This is a genomic window from Bowmanella denitrificans (assembly GCF_039522935.1).
Classification (GTDB): Bacteria; Pseudomonadota; Gammaproteobacteria; order Enterobacterales; family Alteromonadaceae; genus Bowmanella; species Bowmanella denitrificans.
This window is the reverse complement of sequence record NZ_BAAAEI010000021.1, coordinates 52,233-68,648: the sequence shown is the minus strand read 5'-3', so window position 1 is coordinate 68,648 and position 16,416 is coordinate 52,233. Positions and strand designations below refer to the sequence as shown.

General features: G+C 49.6%; 14 protein-coding genes. 10 read left to right on the top strand and 4 right to left on the bottom strand.

Annotated elements, in window-relative coordinates:
- Positions 1 to 42 precede the first annotated feature (42 nt).
- The 6 genes from lepA (at position 43) to ABD028_RS16910 (ending at position 5,845) form a co-directional block, all read left to right on the top strand.
- On the top strand, positions 43 to 1,839 hold the full coding sequence (lepA, locus tag ABD028_RS16935; RefSeq protein ID WP_102795683.1) for a translation elongation factor 4: 1,797 nt from the start codon (positions 43 to 45) through the stop codon (positions 1,837 to 1,839).
- Positions 1,840 to 2,763: a signal peptidase I gene (lepB, locus tag ABD028_RS16930; protein WP_102795682.1), complete on the top strand. Its 924-nt coding sequence runs from the start codon at positions 1,840 to 1,842 to the stop codon at positions 2,761 to 2,763.
- Positions 2,764 to 3,444 carry a ribonuclease III gene (gene rnc, locus ABD028_RS16925; protein WP_343846443.1) on the top strand — a complete coding sequence of 227 codons (681 nt, stop codon included), beginning with the start codon at positions 2,764 to 2,766 and terminating at the stop codon, positions 3,442 to 3,444.
- A complete protein-coding gene (era, locus tag ABD028_RS16920; protein ID WP_102795680.1) occupies positions 3,434 to 4,342 on the top strand; it encodes a GTPase Era in 909 nt (302 codons plus the stop codon). The genes rnc and era overlap by 11 nt, the downstream gene beginning before the upstream one ends.
- Before the next feature lie 78 nt (positions 4,343 to 4,420).
- Positions 4,421 to 5,065, top strand: a complete 645-nt coding sequence (gene pdxH / locus ABD028_RS16915) for a pyridoxamine 5'-phosphate oxidase (RefSeq protein ID WP_102795679.1) — start codon at positions 4,421 to 4,423, stop codon at positions 5,063 to 5,065.
- Between the two features lie 9 nt (positions 5,066 to 5,074).
- Positions 5,075 to 5,845, top strand: a complete 771-nt coding sequence (locus ABD028_RS16910) for a TatD family hydrolase (protein ID WP_343846440.1) — start codon at positions 5,075 to 5,077, stop codon at positions 5,843 to 5,845.
- Here ABD028_RS16910 and ABD028_RS16905 read toward each other — a convergent pair.
- Both ABD028_RS16905 and ABD028_RS16900 read right to left on the bottom strand, forming a co-directional pair.
- Positions 5,822 to 6,454 carry an AhpA/YtjB family protein gene (locus ABD028_RS16905; RefSeq protein WP_343846438.1) on the bottom strand — a complete coding sequence of 211 codons (633 nt, stop codon included), beginning with the start codon at positions 6,452 to 6,454 and terminating at the stop codon, positions 5,822 to 5,824. The two genes, ABD028_RS16910 and ABD028_RS16905, sit on opposite strands and share 24 nt — an antisense overlap.
- Before the next feature lie 53 nt (positions 6,455 to 6,507).
- Positions 6,508 to 7,722 carry a CaiB/BaiF CoA transferase family protein gene (locus tag ABD028_RS16900; RefSeq protein ID WP_343846436.1) on the bottom strand — a complete coding sequence of 405 codons (1,215 nt, stop codon included), beginning with the start codon at positions 7,720 to 7,722 and terminating at the stop codon, positions 6,508 to 6,510.
- A gap of 149 nt (positions 7,723 to 7,871) precedes the next feature.
- Between ABD028_RS16900 and serB the strand changes: the two genes are divergently transcribed.
- From serB to ABD028_RS16880, 4 genes are all read left to right on the top strand, one after another.
- Positions 7,872 to 8,942 (top strand): phosphoserine phosphatase SerB, encoded by a 1,071-nt coding sequence (gene serB, locus ABD028_RS16895; protein ID WP_216362523.1) that lies wholly within the window; start codon positions 7,872 to 7,874, stop codon positions 8,940 to 8,942.
- Between the two features lie 4 nt (positions 8,943 to 8,946).
- Positions 8,947 to 9,855, top strand: a complete 909-nt coding sequence (locus ABD028_RS16890; protein WP_343846434.1) for an alpha/beta fold hydrolase — start codon at positions 8,947 to 8,949, stop codon at positions 9,853 to 9,855.
- Positions 9,856 to 9,978: 123 nt separating this feature from the next.
- On the top strand, positions 9,979 to 11,157 hold the full coding sequence (locus ABD028_RS16885) for a diguanylate cyclase domain-containing protein (protein ID WP_343846433.1): 1,179 nt from the start codon (positions 9,979 to 9,981) through the stop codon (positions 11,155 to 11,157).
- Between the two features lie 83 nt (positions 11,158 to 11,240).
- Complete coding sequence (locus tag ABD028_RS16880) at positions 11,241 to 11,453, top strand: ribosome alternative rescue factor ArfA (protein ID WP_343846432.1); 213 nt, start codon at positions 11,241 to 11,243, stop codon at positions 11,451 to 11,453.
- Here ABD028_RS16880 and ABD028_RS16875 read toward each other — a convergent pair.
- Complete coding sequence (locus ABD028_RS16875; protein WP_343846430.1) at positions 11,436 to 13,919, bottom strand: PilZ domain-containing protein; 2,484 nt, start codon at positions 13,917 to 13,919, stop codon at positions 11,436 to 11,438. The two genes, ABD028_RS16880 and ABD028_RS16875, sit on opposite strands and share 18 nt — an antisense overlap.
- Positions 13,874 to 16,360, bottom strand: coding sequence for a PilZ domain-containing protein (locus ABD028_RS16870; protein ID WP_343846428.1), 2,487 nt, complete (start codon positions 16,358 to 16,360; stop codon positions 13,874 to 13,876). The genes ABD028_RS16875 and ABD028_RS16870 overlap by 46 nt, the downstream gene beginning before the upstream one ends.
- Positions 16,361 to 16,416 lie beyond the last annotated feature (56 nt).

Below are 16,416 nucleotides of genomic sequence, written 5' to 3'. Positions count from 1 at the left end.
AGTCCAGCTTTCAGATCTTAAGTAGGAATGTCAGACATCAACATGCAGCTCAAGCATATCCGTAATTTCAGTATTATCGCCCACATCGACCATGGTAAATCCACATTGTCAGATCGCCTGATTCAGCATTGCGGAGGCCTGACCGACCGGGAAATGGCTGCGCAGGTTCTGGATTCCATGGATCTGGAACGTGAACGTGGCATTACCATCAAAGCTCAGAGCGTTACGCTCAATTACAAAGCGAATGACGGTGAAACCTACCAGTTAAACTTTATTGATACCCCAGGACACGTGGATTTCTCTTATGAAGTGTCGCGTTCACTGGCTGCCTGTGAAGGTGCATTGCTGGTGGTGGATGCCGGTCAGGGGGTGGAAGCGCAGACACTGGCTAATTGCTATACCGCAATTGAGATGGATCTGGAAGTGGTGCCAATTCTGAACAAGATTGACCTGCCGCAGGCCGAACCTGATCGCGTCGCCGCCGAGATTGAAGATATTGTCGGCATCGATGCCATGAATGCGGTGCGCTGCTCAGCCAAAACCGGTATCGGCATTGATGAAGTACTGGAAGTGATTGTTAAGCAAATTCCACCACCGCAAGGTAACAGCGAAGGACCTTTGCAAGCGCTGATTGTGGACTCCTGGTTTGATAACTACCAGGGCGTCGTGTCATTGGTAAGAGTGATGCACGGTGAACTGAAAGCCGGTGACAAGATTAAAATCATGTCCAATGGCCAGGTTCATCAGGTGGATAAAATCGGTATTTTCACCCCTAAAGCTACCGATACCGGTGTATTACGCACCGGTGAGGTTGGCTTTATTATTGCCGGTATCAAAGAGATCCATGGTGCGCCGGTCGGCGATACTATCACTCTGGCGAAGCAACCTGCGGAAAAAGCCCTGCCTGGTTTTAAGAAAGTGAAACCTCAGGTTTATGCCGGTATGTTTCCTATCAGCTCAGATGATTACGAAGATTTCCGTGATGCTTTGTCTAAGTTGAGTCTGAATGATGCTTCCCTGTTCTTTGAACCAGAAAACTCCAGTGCACTGGGTTTTGGCTTTAGGATCGGTTTCCTCGGCATGTTGCATATGGAGATTGTGCAGGAACGCCTGGAGCGCGAATATGATCTGGATCTGATCACCACAGCGCCTACCGTGGTTTATGAGGTACTGACGACTAAAGGTCAGACCGTACAGGTGGACAACCCATCTAAGTTGCCGCCGGTAAACGATATTGAAGAGATTCGTGAACCTATAGTGGAAGCCAATATTCTGGTGCCCAAGGATTACCTGGGTAATGTGATTACTCTGTGTATTGAGAAACGTGGGGTACAAACCCATATGACCTATCACGGTAATCAGGTGGCGGTGACCTATGAACTGCCAATGGCCGAAGTGGTCATGGATTTCTTTGACCGTTTGAAGTCTACCAGCCGTGGCTTTGCTTCACTCGATTATAACTTTAAGCGTTTCCAGACCGCCGATATGGTGCGTTTGGATATATTAGTTAACGGCGAGCGGGTGGATGCGCTGGCTGTTATCACGCACAGAGAAAATGCCCAATACCGTGGCCGGGATCTGGTAGAGAAATTGCGTGAACTGATCCCCAGACAGATGTTTGACATTGCCATTCAGGCGGCTATCGGTAACCATGTGATAGCGCGCAGTACCGTTAAACAGTTGCGTAAGAACGTTATCGCCAAGTGTTATGGCGGTGACGTAAGTCGGAAGAAGAAACTTCTGCAGAAGCAGAAAGAAGGTAAAAAACGGATGAAGCAGGTAGGGAATGTGGAGCTGCCGCAGGATGCCTTCCTGGCCGTACTGAAAGTAGGAAAGTAAATGGCAAATTATTTCTCGATAGGCCTGGTACTGGTTACCCTGGCATCTGGCCTAATCTGGCTGGCGGACGCTCTGCTTTGGGCACCTAAGCGCAAGGAAAAAATGGCGCTGGCCAGAGCCAGCAATCAAGCCAATCTGGACGATGAGACCTTGCAAAAAATTGCACCAGAGCCTTATCTGGTGGATACAGCCAAGCAGATCTTCCCGGTCATTGCCTTTGTGCTGGTATTGCGTTCGTTTTTGTATGAACCCTTTCAGATCCCTTCAGGTTCGATGATGCCAACCTTGTTGGTGGGGGACTTTATTCTGGTGGAGAAGTTCACTTACGGTCTGAAAGATCCGGTCGCGAGAAATAAATTTATTGAGGTGGGTGAACCTGCTCGTGGCGATGTGGTGGTGTTCAAATATCCTGAAGATCCCAACACCGATTTTATCAAGCGAGTCGTGGGGTTGCCGGGTGATACCGTGGTGTATCGAAATAAGCAGGTATTTATCAAACCCGCCTGTGATGTAACGGTAACTCCGCAATGCCCCGGTATGAAGCCAGTTGAACTGACCTTTGAGCAGCGTGGTGAATTTTTCCAGGATCTGGTGCCTCTTGAGCGTTTTACCGAACAACTTGGTGAAGTGAGCCATCAGATTTTGCGTAATCCGGCCGTTCCCCCTCATGCACAGATGTATTACAAGCAACCTGGTACCGCAGCCGACGAATTTCTGGTGCCAGAAGGCCAATATCTGGTACTGGGGGATAATCGCGATAACAGTCGTGACAGCCGCTACTGGGGGTTTGTGCCAGACGATAATTTAGTCGGTAAAGCCGTGGCGATTTGGATCAGTTTTGAATTTGACCGTGAACCCAGTAGTTGGGTGCCTGGTTGGATCCCAACTGGTGTGCGTTTTTCCAGAATTGGTGGTATCCACTAGATGCTGGATCCTTATAAAGGCCTGCACAAAAAGTTAGGCTATCAGTTTAAGGATATTGGCTCACTGGAACTGGCGTTAACGCACAGAAGTGCCGCCAAACAGCACAATGAACGCCTGGAATATCTTGGTGACTCGGTGCTGGGCATGGTGATTGCCAGGGCCCTTTATCTGCGTTTCCCCGAGCAGCCAGAAGGCAAGCTGACCCGAATGCGGGCTACTTTGGTGAAAGGCGATACACTGGCCGAACTGGCGCGGGAATTTGAACTGGGTGACTTGCTCAAATTAGGGCCGGGAGAATTGAAGAGTGGTGGTTATCGCCGTGATTCTATTTTGTCGGACGCCATGGAAGCCCTTATTGGCGCCATTTTTCTCGAAGCGGGCTTAGATACCGTAGATAAACTGATACTGAACTGGTATGCCAGTCGTATTGAGCAACTGGACCCCAATGTACATCCCAAAGATCATAAAACCCGTTTGCAGGAATATTTGCAGGGCCGGAAGTTACCCTTACCTGACTACGAAGTGGTGGATGTGAAGGGCAAGTCCCATGACCAAACCTTTGTGGTGGAATGCCGGGTGGCCGAACTGACAGATGCGGTGCGGGCTAAGGGCAACAGTCGTCGCCGTGCTGAACAACAGGCCGCAAAAATGGTACTGGAGAAACTGAACCATGCAAGCTGAATCTACAACCTACTGCGGCATGGTGGCCATTGTGGGTCGGCCCAATGTGGGTAAATCCACTTTGCTGAATAAACTGCTGGGGCAGAAAGTCAGTATTACCTCGCGAAAACCACAAACCACCCGTCACCGTATTCTGGGGATTGATACCGAAGGTGAATACCAGGCGATATATGTGGATACGCCAGGGCTACACAGAGAAGAAAAGCGTGCCATCAACAAACTGATGAACCGTGCAGCCTCAAGTTCGTTAGGTGAGGTGGGGTTGGTGTTGTTTGTGGTGGAAGGCACCCGCTGGACCGAAGACGATCAAATGGTATTGAGTAAGATCCAGGATTCCGGTCTTGAATGCTGGGTGTTGGTGAATAAGATCGACCAGATTAAAGACAGGGATGCCTTGTTGCCACATCTGCAATGGTTATCCAGCCAGCATGGCTTTAAACAGGTTATACCCGTCTCTGCCAAACAAGGCAGTAATCTGGAGCGCCTGCGGGAACTGGTGCAACAAAGCTTGCCCGAGTCTGAGTTTTATTTTCCTGAAGACTACGTGACCGATCGTTCGTCACGTTTTATGGCGGCGGAAATTATTCGCGAAAAGCTGATGCGTTTTACCGGCGATGAATTGCCCTATTCGGTGACGGTGGAAATAGAACAGTTTAAGTTGTCTGACAAAGGCGTCTACCAGATAAACGGTCTGATTCTGGTGGAGCGGGACAGTCAGAAAGCCATGGTCATTGGCAAGGGCGGCCAACGTCTTAAGACCATTGGTCAGGAAGCCAGACAGGACATGGAACGCTTGTTTGACAATAAAGTGTTTCTGGAACTTTGGGTGAAAGTGAAATCCGGATGGGCAGATGATGAAAGGGCGCTGCGCAGTCTGGGGTATGGAGACAACGACTAACGCCACCGGCTAACAGTGCAAAGAGGCTTTGAACTGCCTCTTTCACGACTGCACTGTCCCCGCTTTTGGAGAGAGATTATGTTGGATAAACTTGCTGACATTCGCCGGGAGTACAGTCGCGGGGGATTGGACCGTCAGGATTTGCATGACGACCCCATAGTACAGTTTGACGCCTGGTTGAAAGACATTATTGATACCGGGCTACCTGATCCGACCGCAATGACAGTCGCGACCGTTGATGCCAATGGGCAACCTTCACAGCGTATTGTGTTGCTTAAAGATGTCAGCCCTGATGGCTTTGTGTTTTACACCAACCTGGGCAGTCGTAAGGCTGAAGAGCTTAAACAAAACCCGCGTATTTCCCTGCATTTTCCCTGGCATATCATTGAACGCCAGGTAAAAGTCTGTGGCGTGGTGGAGTCGCTATCCAGCCTGGAAGTCAGCAAATACTTTCTGTCCCGCCCCCGAGAGAGCCAACTTGCGGCCTGGGCCTCACAGCAAAGCCGCCCAATATCGACCCGGCAGTTGCTGATGAGTAAATTTGCTGAGGTAAAAGACAAATTTGCCAAAGGGCAAGTGCCGTTGCCCAGCTTTTGGGGTGGGTACAGAGTTATTCCACATGAAATCGAGTTTTGGCAGGGGGGCGAGCACCGATTGCACGACAGGTTTGTGTATCGTCGTCAGCCCGACAACACTTGGCAGATAGAACGTTTAATGCCTTAAGGCGCTAACGTGATTGACAGCCATTGCCATCTGGATTTCAGCGATTTTGATCATGACCGGCAGGTGCAGATTGCACAGGCAAGGCAGCATGGCGTTACAGATATCGTTATCCCAGGTGTCAGCGCTGCGCAATGGCCAAAGCTGATTACCTTATGTCAGGCTAATTCCCACCTGCATTTCGCCCTGGGCCTGCATCCTTATTTTCTGGCCGACTTTCAATCTGAACACCTTGAGCAACTGGACGGCCTGTTGCAGGAATATGCAGGGCAGGTGGTGGCCGTCGGCGAAATAGGTATTGACCTGGCCATCGACGCCGACGCAGGGCTACAGGAACAGGTGTTTATGGCGCAGTTAAAATTGGCCGAGAAGCACCAACTGCCGGTGATTATTCACCACCGTAAGTCTCACCATCTGATTCTGCATTGCCTTAAAACGGTGCGCTTTACGCAGGGCGGTGTGATACATGCCTATTCCGGCTCAAAGCAGCAAGCCCAGGCTTATATTGGGCAGGGGTTCAAACTAGGGGTTGGCGGCACTATCACTTATCCCAGAGCGCGTAAAACCCGCCAAGCCATAAGTCAGGTGCCACTTGAAGCTTTGCTGCTGGAAACCGACAGCCCGGATATGCCCATGAGCGGGCGTCAGGGGGCTAGAAACAGCCCAGTATATCTAAGCCAGGTACTTGACAGCTTGGTTGCCCTTCGCCAAGAGTCCCGTCAACAACTGGAAAGGCAAACCGAGCAGAACACCCGCCAGTTATTTAAACTCAATAGGTCTTGATGCTGAAGATGGCGCTGTCACCAGTTTACGGTAACGAACCTTATAAAAAGCACGGGTCACCAGTACACCAATCGCAAAGGCAAGCAATAACAGCGCGTATGTTTGCTGGCGGCGGTGATCCTGAACCTGAGTCTGGAAATGCATGATGGCCTGGCGGTCCATAATAAGGCGAATGTAGCCCAGTAGTTTATCGTCCTGAAACACTTCTTTGACGTACAGCATGGGTTGATTTGATACCTGAGTTTTGAACATATCAACCAGGTCCAGACTCTGTCCGGCTTCGTACATTAACTCACCATATTCATTATGCAAGGTGGCATTTAACACGTGGTTGTCTTCCACCAACTGCTGCAAGGTGCGCTGTACGGCGTTAATATCCTGATCCTGCATCAGGCTGGCGGCCAGTTTTGCGCTATGGGAAACCAGGCTGTTACCTAACTGATCCGCCTGGGCGCTTAAAATTTGCTGATCCTGCTCAACGCTGGATAGCCAGATATTAATACCAACAGCCGCAGCCACCACCGCCAATCCCAGATTGGCCAGACGTTTGTAGATGGAATAGGTGCTGGGTAACCCCCATTCCAGATGAAATAAATGCTTGGTATTCATATGCCGCTACAATAGGGGAACGGTGGTTAATTGCAAGTACATAGTAAGGTTATTCACCCTATAACCCCGTTAGCCTGTAAGTCAGTCATGTCCTGTTCGTTCAGCCCCAGTTCCTGATGAAGAACGGCCTTGGTATCCTGCCCGAGCAAAGGGGGCGGATGGCGGTAAGTCACCTTTGAAGCACTGAACTGGATTGGATTACCAACAAAAGGCAGATGGCTTCCATCAGGTAAGTCGAACTGACGCCTAAGTTGGCGGTGCTGTACTTGCGGGTTGGCAAAAGTCTGCGCCAGATTGTTAATAGGGCCACAGGGAATGGTGGCGGCTTCCAGCTCTGTCAGCCAGCTCTGACTGGACTTTGTGAGCATGATGGATTGAATGGCTGCAACCAAGTCTTCCCGGTGCGCTACCCGTAATGCGTTAGTTTGGTAACTCGGGTTGTTTTGCAACGATTCGCAGCCAGCCAGGGTGCAGAAGCGGGCAAACTGCTGGTCATTGCCGATGGCCACAATAATATGTCCGTCGGATGTGGCAAAGCATTGATAAGGAACAATATTAGGATGGCTGTTGCCCTGTCTTTGCGGTGACTGACCCGAAACCAGATAATTCATCGCCTGGTTAGCCAGACTGGCCACCTGTACATCCAGCAAACTCAGATCAATGTGTTGCCCGGCACCTGTGCTGTGGCGATACAGTAACGCGGCCTGAATGGCGTTACAGGCATATAAACCGGTCAGAATGTCTGCTACCGCAACGCCGGTTTTTGTTGGCTGGCCGTCGGGCTCTCCGGTGAGACTCATCAGCCCGCCCATGGCCTGCACCATAAAATCATAACCGGGCCTGGATGCCAAAGGGCCGCTTTGTCCAAAACCAGTAATAGAGCAGTAAATAAGTCGCGGATTAAGTGATTTCAGGCTGGCGTAATCCAGACCATACTTGGCTAATCCGCCGACCTTAAAATTTTCCACCAGTACATCTGCCTTTGCTGCTAATTGGCGAATAATGTCCTGGCCCTGAGGCTGGCCGAAGTCTACTGCTACCGATTGCTTATTGCGGTTGGCAGCACAAAAGTACGCGGCATTTTGCTCAAAGTTATCCACAAAGGGCGGTCCCCAATTGCGGGTATCATCACCTTTACCTGGCGGCTCAATTTTGATCACCTGGGCCCCAAAATCGGCCAGCATCTGTGTCGCCCAAGGGCCTGCCAGTATGCGGCTGAGATCCAGTACCTTAATACCACTCAGCGCACCGGCTTGAGATTGCTGCATTGGGCCTCCTTTTCATTGCTTTGGGTCGCTATGCTACAACGGTGTGACGTATTTGCTAACTGCTTTTGCCGTTCCTGGCTATTGAATTGTCAGAGTAAGCCTGCAAGAATCCTGGGTCTTATTTCGCCAGTCCTGTCAAGGTAGCCGTAGTGACCGAATTACAACTGACTTCGGAGCAGCTTTGCTCCAGCGCCTTCTTACAAGATCTGTTTGCCATCCCTGACCTGCAGTTGTTTCATCTGGCCAGTAGCAGAGTTTGTACTAACCTGAGCGAAGCCCAGTTAGGCGGGATAAGTTGTTCTTTATCTGGTGCGGCTGGCTCTGTGACCGCACCTGATTGGCAATCTGCTGAGTTGGTGGTTCGTGCACAAGCCCTGACCCTGGAAAAATTGCTGGCCGTGCAGGATGCAATGCAATCCTGGTTGCACATTGGTGCGATACAAAAACGTTTGGTGGACGATTGTGTGCATGAGCCAGCCGCTGCATTGTCGGTGCGGGTTTGTCCACAAGGGCTTCCCCAGGGAGTACTGCAGCAACTGGCATTAAGTCTGCAAATTGAAATGAATCTGCTAGCTAGTGCGCCGACCCTGACTAAGCCGGGCTTGTTGGTGATGGATATGGACAGCACGGTTATTCAGATGGAGTGTATTGATGAGATTGCGTTGCTGGCTGGGGTTGGTGAACAGGTAGCAGAAGTCACTGAGCTGGCGATGCAGGGCAAGCTGGATTTCGCTCAAAGCCTGACCGAAAGGGTTGGGTGTTTGGCTGGCGCCGATGCGCAGATATTGCGTCAGGTCAGAGACCGGCTGCCATTAATGCCGGGACTGGAGCGTTTGGTGCGAGTACTTAAGAGCAAGGGCTGGAAGATAGCCATTGCATCAGGCGGCTTTACCTTCTTTGCCGATTACCTGCAACATCGATTGGGCTTGGATGCTGCTGTTTCAAATCAACTGGAAGTCGTTGATGGCAAACTGACTGGTAAAGTTCAAGGCGGTATAGTCGATGCCAGGGTCAAGGCACAGACTCTGACAGACCTGGCCAGGCAGTTTGGTATTGCCCCGGAGCAAACCATTGCAATGGGAGACGGTGCTAACGATCTGGTGATGATGGACGCTGCGGGCCTTGGCGTGGCTTATAAGGCTAAACCCTTGGTGCTGGAAAAGGCCGATGCGGCAATTCGCTTTGGTGGCCTGGACGAATTACTGTATTTGTTAAGGTAGGGTGATGGCAAAGGATCTTCAGCATAAATCCCTGTATCTGGATGGTGGCGACCACCAGTTGCACCTTTGCCATATCAGTCAGGTTGGTAAAGAGCCCGGCCCTGGCATATTAATGGTGCATGGCTCTATCGAGAATGGCCGCATTTTTTATAATGAAAAGGGGCGGGGGCTGGGGAGTTTTCTGGCCAGACAAGGTTTTGATGTCTATGTACTGGACCTGCGTGGCCGGGGCTTAAGCACACCGTCCATCGCCAGAGGGGCGGAGCATAGCCAATGGCATTACATTAATGAAGATCTGCCAAGGGCGATGGAACTGGTCAGCCATCGTCATCAGGGCAAATTCAGTGTGGTGGCCCACTCCTGGGGCGGGGTGTTGATGATGGCCTGCCTATTGCGTCATCCGCAATGGATTGAACAAATTGAACGCCAGGTGTTTTTTGGCAGCAAGCGTAGCGTCAAAGTGCATAACCCAGAGCGTTGGTTGAAAGTAGACTTGGTCTGGGGGCTGGTTTCGCCGCTGGTATCCGGTTGGTATGGCTATTTGCCGGCCAAGAAAATGGGGCTGGGCGCAGACAATGAAACCTTTGCTAACTGGCGTGATGTGACCAAATGGGTGAAACAGCGTCGCTGGCAAGATCCAACGGACGGTTTTGATTATCAGGCGGCTGCCAAAAGCCTGCAGCTACCTGTAACCTGGTTTATTACCGGCGTGAAGGACCATGCACTTGGTCATGTCAAAGATATGCAGCGTTTTATGGCCGAGCTGGGCATGGCTGATGCTCCCCAGTCATTGCTTGGCATAGCCAATGGTAACAAACTGGATTATGACCATATCAATATCCTGACTCATCCCAGTTGCCAGAATGATCATTTTACTCAGGTAGCCGGTTGGCTGTTGGGCGGGCAAGGCTAGTTTGTTTCATTCCTGAAAAACGCTGCTATTATGAAAAAAACGCCAAGATATTCAGGTTATTAGGAGCTGTATCCTACATTGGATAGTAGGGTGTATTGTTGGTCACAACAAGCAGGGTGCCCTATGCTGTTTCAAGTCGTTCACACCATTGGCTCGTCAGTGTATTTTGTGTTTTTTATCCTGTTTTTATGGATGAGCCGGATTCCCAGAACCAATTCAGGTGCCATATGGTGGGCTGCCGCTATTGGCTGTGCTCTATTGGCACGCCTGGTGTTGCTGGTGACACAAAGTGTTGACAGCCTCTGGTTGCCGTTGGCTTTGTATGCGTTCTTCAATATGTTGGAGAAGTTGCTGTTATATACCGGGTTGCTACGTTTTCTCAATCTATCCAGCTCAACAGCCTGGTTTTGGTATGGATTTATTCTGATTGAGGCTTTGATGCTAGTCAGTTGGGGGGCCGACTGGTCAATTTGGCTATTCCGTATCAGCTTTGCAGCGTTCAATGTGACTGTGCTGTTGAATATGACCTGGCGCATATATCAGTATAAGTCACCGCCCGCTAAGTCACTGCTGCGTATCTGTGCTCTGATTTGTCTGCTTTTGGCGATCCACTGGGCCAGCGTGTATCCGGTCATCTATCATTTCCGCGAATGGAGTGTGCAGGGCTTTTTGCTTGGTACCCTATTAGTGTTGGGACTTTATCTGTCGCTGCTGGCTGCTTTGTTGCAGAGTTTCCAGAGAAGGTTACTGGATGCCGAAGAGCGGGCCTTGAACCTGGCATATCACGATCCGCTTACTGGTCTGCGTAATAAGCTCTATGTCAATCACTTGTTTGAACATGCCGTGACCTTAGCAAATCGGCCACATCAGTTAATGGCTGTGTTCTACATAGATCTGGATGACTTTAAACCCATTAACGACAATGCGGGCCATAAGGTTGGCGATCTGGTATTAAAGGAAATGGCCAAGCGTCTGAAGTCCAGTTTGCGCAGCACGGACATCTGTGCCCGAATTGGTGGTGATGAATTTGTCGTGATAGCGACTCAACTTGATAATGCTGAACAGGCGCATGGCATTGCCGACAAGATATTGGCTCAATTACTCCTGCCGGTTAAAATCAAAGCGCACAGGTACAATCTGGGTGCCAGTATCGGCATAAGTCTCTACCCACAGTGCAGCATCAAGCTTAATGAATTGATTGAACAAGCCGATTGGGCTATGTATCAGGTTAAGCGCGAAGGAAAAAGCGGCTATAGAATATTTACGGGTAACCAAGGGGATTCTCAACCCACTTCAAGTTGATGTTATCGTTGATTTTTACTACAGAGGGCTGGCGGGTTTATTTGAATTTGATAGACTTCAAGGCCATCAACGAGGAGATATGTATGAAAAAAAGAAGCGCCATTGGGTATGAACATGAACGAGGAACTATTCAGGACAATGCCCTAAAAGCATTGGTCACCAGTAAGCTGTTCAGCACGCGGGTGGTGAAAGCGAAAAAGGGCAAAGGATCCTATTCCAGAAAAGGGCGTAATTCGAAAGATTACGCCCTTATTTTTTGGTTTAACAAGGTGCTGATGTTAAACCTCATGGCCTGAACTGTTTGCTTCAATATGGTGGCTGTTAAAGCCATATCGGTACATCACTTCCGTTGTTATATCCAGTAAATCCACCGTTGCCGCCACATTCCACAATTGTTCTTCCAGCATTTTTGCCTTATGCACGGCATAGCCATTCACGTAGGTAAGCTCCGAATGAAGTAAACTGATATCCGGTCGGCCGGTTTTGGTTATAAAAAGCTTCAGGGCAAAAAAACGTCCTTTCCCCATCGCCTGGCTGATAAATTCACGGCGCAACGCATCATTGCTGAACTGCATAGCGAGTTTGACCTGAATGGCTTGCTGTATATTGGCTTGTTTGGGGTTGAAGGCAACAAAGAGTTCAAATGCACTGGGAACATTGTGGGTACGCATACCCTTTAAACTGTGTTCAATGAAGTTACGGCTTTCCATGCGAGCTGCGTAAAGTACATAGAGATTACGATGTTGTTCGTCACTTCGGTAAGTTAAAAGCGGTGCCAGACTATGTTCAACGGGTACGCGAGCCAGGCTGTCGGGTAACAACTGTATTCCGTCTTTACGAATAAAGGCCGCCAGATTAAGGATATTCGCGGCATAGATATTTCGCAAAGCTTCACCAATGCCAGCCATTTCCTGTTGTTCATGTACAGGTTTAAGACTGCGCCGGTTGTTTTTTATCAGTTCCTGAAAGAAGGCTTTGGCGTGCTGTTCGCGGCTGCTGTCACCTAACATCAGGTGCACTATATTACGGTCTGCACTGACATGTACCACGTCGTAATAAATGCCGCTGAGCTGATGCTTTTGAGTGAGTTTCTGCAATTTGGGCAAACTGATTTCCAGTTGAACGCCTGCATCCAGGGGAAACTGATGCTGCAATTCAATACGCAAACCACTGGCAGAGAAATCCTCACTGACACCGCTAAGGTTTAGATCCTGATGCACCAACTGCACAGGGGTTCGAAGCAGAAAACGGGTTTCACGACGCAACTCCTGGTATTTAAAACGGAAAGGTAAAATAGCGGCAGGTGCGCGGTTGCGCGGATGGCAGAACAGCTGGAGTTTGGTCAGCAATTGTTTTTGCAGTTTACGTTTCTGATATGCCTGTGTGGCCCATTCACTGCTAATGTCTGTTATCAAGGCGATATGGCGCAGATTTTTCAATCTGGACATCAGCCGCGGTGGCGGTGGCTGGTTTTGCCGCCTTACCATTTCGCTGACTGAGTCGGGCAGAGAGAGTGGCAAATGGCATTGCTCGGGGTGCATTTCACTGAGCTGCAACTTAAACACCCGCCAGCTGATTTTGCGCGAACCGTAGGCCAGAAAAGCCCCCTTCAATTCAGGGTTGGCATCCAGCTCTTCCATGCTGGCAGAATAAAAATAACAACGCCCCTGCGTAACATGGGAAAACGCAAACAGGACCATCTCGCGCTGATTTGCCTCACGTGCAAGTAACTGTTGCAAACGTTGGCGACCAAACAGGTAACCAAGTCTCAGGTGATTATCTTCGTCCTGCCAGTAACGAAATATTTCCCTGTTGCAGTCATTAAACAGCAGATACTGAGGCTCTAGCTCGTCTCCGTGCTGGGCAATGTATACCGGCACTGAGGTAATATTGGGAATGTAGTATTGCTCGTAGCCTTTGGCGACAATAGCGTCAATAGTATTGTCCATATTGACCTTGTAGCGGCGCTTGTTACCCTGGATGAAACGCTCAAGGAATTGATCAAACGCTTTTTGTTCCTGATCAAAGAGACGCTTCAACGCCAGGCGCTGTTCTTCCCGGCTGTGATCTATGTCGGTTACCAGGTAATGCACGCCTTCGCCACGACTCAGTCCATAGTCCAGTTCCAGGCCGCGAAAATGTACGGTTATTTTTTCGCCGGGTTTAAACATGTAGCGTTTATGCGCTTTAACCTTTAAACCACTAACCGAGATATCAATACTGGTCGCATGCACGGATTCCTTAAGTTCGGTAAAAAGCTCTACCGGCACGACAAAATTCATGCGCTCTTCACGGCGTTGATGCACACCTGCAAAGTCGATTAATGGCGCCACATAACGACTTTCCAAAGGCAGGCTCTGCTGAGTATCGGCCTCACCACTGAGCATTTCGCCTTCGGCCAGCTGTTTGCTGTGCATAACCCTGAAATTATTCTCGGTGTTACAAACAGCTTCATACACTCCCAGGGTGTAAGCGCCGAAGCAACGTACCTGACGCTCAAAAACTTCCTGGGCAATGTCATCCAGATAATGGGTGATACCGTCGAATTCGTACGGCAAGCATTCACCATCTACTGAGCCGCGAAGGTCGATAATACGCTGACAAGGCTTAGCCTGGCGTTTTAGTTCCATCTTCAGTAGGAAACGTTTAGGGCGGGGCACGTTTGCCGCCACCTGGGACAGGATCTGGTTAAAAGCCGGTTCCTTGACCACAGGTTTCAGCTGTTCGATAAGTTCCTGGTATTGTTCGATTCCTGCTGCCATTGCCCTTTATCAAGCTCGTCTGTTATACCTATATTATCGGTAGTAAAGGAATTTTCTTGCGCTGGCAAGTCATATCGCATTAAAACTTCCTGCGTAACATCCAGTACTTCAACTAAACAAATCACATTCCACAGGCGATCCTCCAGGATCCTGGCCTTATGGGTGGCATAAACACTGACATACTTCAGCTCCGCGTCAAAACTGCTGGTGTCTGGGCGTCCCAGTTTATGCAGTATTAACCTGAAAGCGCGAAGCTTACCTTGCTCATGAGTCATATGTATAAAGCGGTTTGTAAGGTCCGTGTTGTCCAATTGGCCTTGGAAAATAGCATTAGCCACCATGCCGGGCTTGTTACGATCCATAGCAAGGTACAACTCCAGCGAGGCGGGTTCGGTAGCATTGCTGAGCTGTTTTAATCGTTCGTTAAAGTAGCGCCCAGCCTGGCGACAGAACAGCAAGGATAAATCTGCCAGCTCTGGTTCGGCTTGATAAAACAAGGCGCGCATAAAATCATGGGTCTGGCTGGGACGGACACTGGCGTCAGGAATGAAGCTGGCGCCTTGACGACTGAAAAACAAGCTGGGGTTAGGGATGTTTGCATTGGCGATACGCCGCAGGGCTTCACCTAGGTCAAGCGAGTCCTGAGTTTCAGGATCCTTGGGAAGTTTTCGCCTGTTGCGGTCAAGTAATTCGGTGAAAAAACGCGCTGCATCCTGACCCGGAGAACTGTCGCAATTTTGCAACTGTAATCTGACAATCTGTTCCTGCCAGGCCCGGACTTGATAGGGGATGTCTTTAAGCTTATATCGGCTGGTCAATGATTGCAGTTTGGGGAAACTAAGCAACAGTTCACTTTGTTCTGGTACTGGTCTTGACAGTCGCAGTTTAATGCCCTGGCTGGATACGTCTTCAGTTGCCGCCATCAGGGTCGTCCCGGCTATTTTAAGTTGCACGGGCGTTTCCAGTTTAAATCTGTTTTCACTGCGCTGGCTGCGGTATTGAAAGCTCACGCCTAAAACCTGTGCTGCATCAGCAAGTCCAGCATGAGCTGATTTTTGCAGAACCCGCAGGGCCACAGTACTACCTTTGGGTTGTCTGTATAGCTTGCTGGCATGTTCATTGGTAATGTCATGCATCCACAGTATATGACTGATGCCGCGCATTCGGGCCAACAGCCTGGCTGGAGTGGGGCGGTTTAGTTTCCGAACTGTTTCGCTCAGGGAGTCAGGGAGTGTCGTAGGAACATAGGCTTGTTCAGGACTGGCTTGTGTCATTTGTATTAAGTGCACGCGCCAGCTCTCCTGACGCGCGCCAAAGCCGAAAAACGCCTGGCGCAAAGCTGTGTCAGCCGACAGTTCTGTCGCACTAGCCGAATACCAATGTGTCTTTCCTTGTCGCTCGACTTGAAAACTATACAAGGTGTCTTTTATTTCCCCAGCGTCACAACGTTGCCATTGATGTATACGGTTTTTGCTCAGAACCTTATTCAATTGACCTGCGTTATCTTGCTGCCAATACTGCCAAATACAGCTGTTTGCGTCGTTAAGCAATGCATATCTGGCCTGCAGTGAGCCTTGTTCTGTTTGACAAATAAAGACCGGCAAGCCCACCATATTGGTGAGCAGATACTGTTCAAATCCCCGGGCCAGGATAGCCTGTAGAGTATTCTCAAGGTTGACTTTGTAGCGGCGCTTGTTACCGCGAATAAAGTTTTGCAGAAATTCATCAAATTTTGGAGTGGCAGGCGCGCTAAGGCGGCGCAAACAAAGGTATTGTGCGTCGTTACGCTGCTCAATGCGCACGACCTGGTATGCCACACCAGACTTATCCAGCAGGTATTCCTGCTCAAGCCCGAGGAAACGAATATTTAGATGTTGCCCTAGTGTGAAGGTGGCGGAAGCAGGTGTCTTGATTTGCATTCCACCAACAGAAATGTCAACACTGCTGGCCTGAATACGTTGGTGCTGTTGTACGGCTATTTCCAGACTAACAACAAAATTCATCCGTTCTTCGCTACGGGTATTGTATCCACGAAAGCACAGAATATCGGCCAGGTAGCGCTGGCCTGACGTTACTGCTTCAGGTGCGGCTTTGACAGGAGCAGCGTTTTTACTCGCGACTTTGCTGTTTATGGCTTCAAATACCCCGATAGTGTAACAACCATATACCCCCAGCAACCGCTGGAATTCGGCAATTGCAACGGCCGAGATAAAGTGATCGATACCATCATGGTTAAAGACACGGCACTCGCCACGTTCTCTCAGATCAAGAACGCGCTTGCAGGGCGTACTCAATCTTTTCAATTCCATTTTTAGCAAAAAGATTTCTGATTTCGGCGCCTGTGGCAGCAGTTTCACCAGCAACTTATCTAAATGTGGGGACGTTACATGAGGAACGAGCTTTTCGATAAAGTTGGGTTCCAGTCCTTGAGGGTACTGCATGATGATGTTTTATTTAGTAGTTAATGGGCCTACAATCCTGATGTTTATCTGTTCTT

Bases quoted from the DNA above. Each gene is read 5' to 3' on its own strand.
- lepA (WP_102795683.1), top strand. From the start codon at position 43: ATGCAGCTCAAGCATATCCGTAATTTCAGTATTATCGCCCACATCGAC.
- lepB (WP_102795682.1), top strand. From the start codon at position 1,840: ATGGCAAATTATTTCTCGATAGGCCTGGTACTGGTTACCCTGGCATCT.
- rnc (WP_343846443.1), top strand. From the start codon at position 2,764: ATGCTGGATCCTTATAAAGGCCTGCACAAAAAGTTAGGCTATCAGTTT.
- era (WP_102795680.1), top strand. From the start codon at position 3,434: ATGCAAGCTGAATCTACAACCTACTGCGGCATGGTGGCCATTGTGGGT.
- pdxH (WP_102795679.1), top strand. From the start codon at position 4,421: ATGTTGGATAAACTTGCTGACATTCGCCGGGAGTACAGTCGCGGGGGA.
- ABD028_RS16905 (WP_343846438.1), bottom strand. From the start codon at position 6,454: ATGAATACCAAGCATTTATTTCATCTGGAATGGGGGTTACCCAGCACC.
- ABD028_RS16900 (WP_343846436.1), bottom strand. From the start codon at position 7,722: ATGCAGCAATCTCAAGCCGGTGCGCTGAGTGGTATTAAGGTACTGGAT.
- ABD028_RS16890 (WP_343846434.1), top strand. From the start codon at position 8,947: ATGGCAAAGGATCTTCAGCATAAATCCCTGTATCTGGATGGTGGCGAC.
- ABD028_RS16885 (WP_343846433.1), top strand. From the start codon at position 9,979: ATGCTGTTTCAAGTCGTTCACACCATTGGCTCGTCAGTGTATTTTGTG.
- ABD028_RS16880 (WP_343846432.1), top strand. From the start codon at position 11,241: ATGAAAAAAAGAAGCGCCATTGGGTATGAACATGAACGAGGAACTATT.
- ABD028_RS16875 (WP_343846430.1), bottom strand. From the start codon at position 13,919: ATGGCAGCAGGAATCGAACAATACCAGGAACTTATCGAACAGCTGAAA.
- ABD028_RS16870 (WP_343846428.1), bottom strand. From the start codon at position 16,360: ATGCAGTACCCTCAAGGACTGGAACCCAACTTTATCGAAAAGCTCGTT.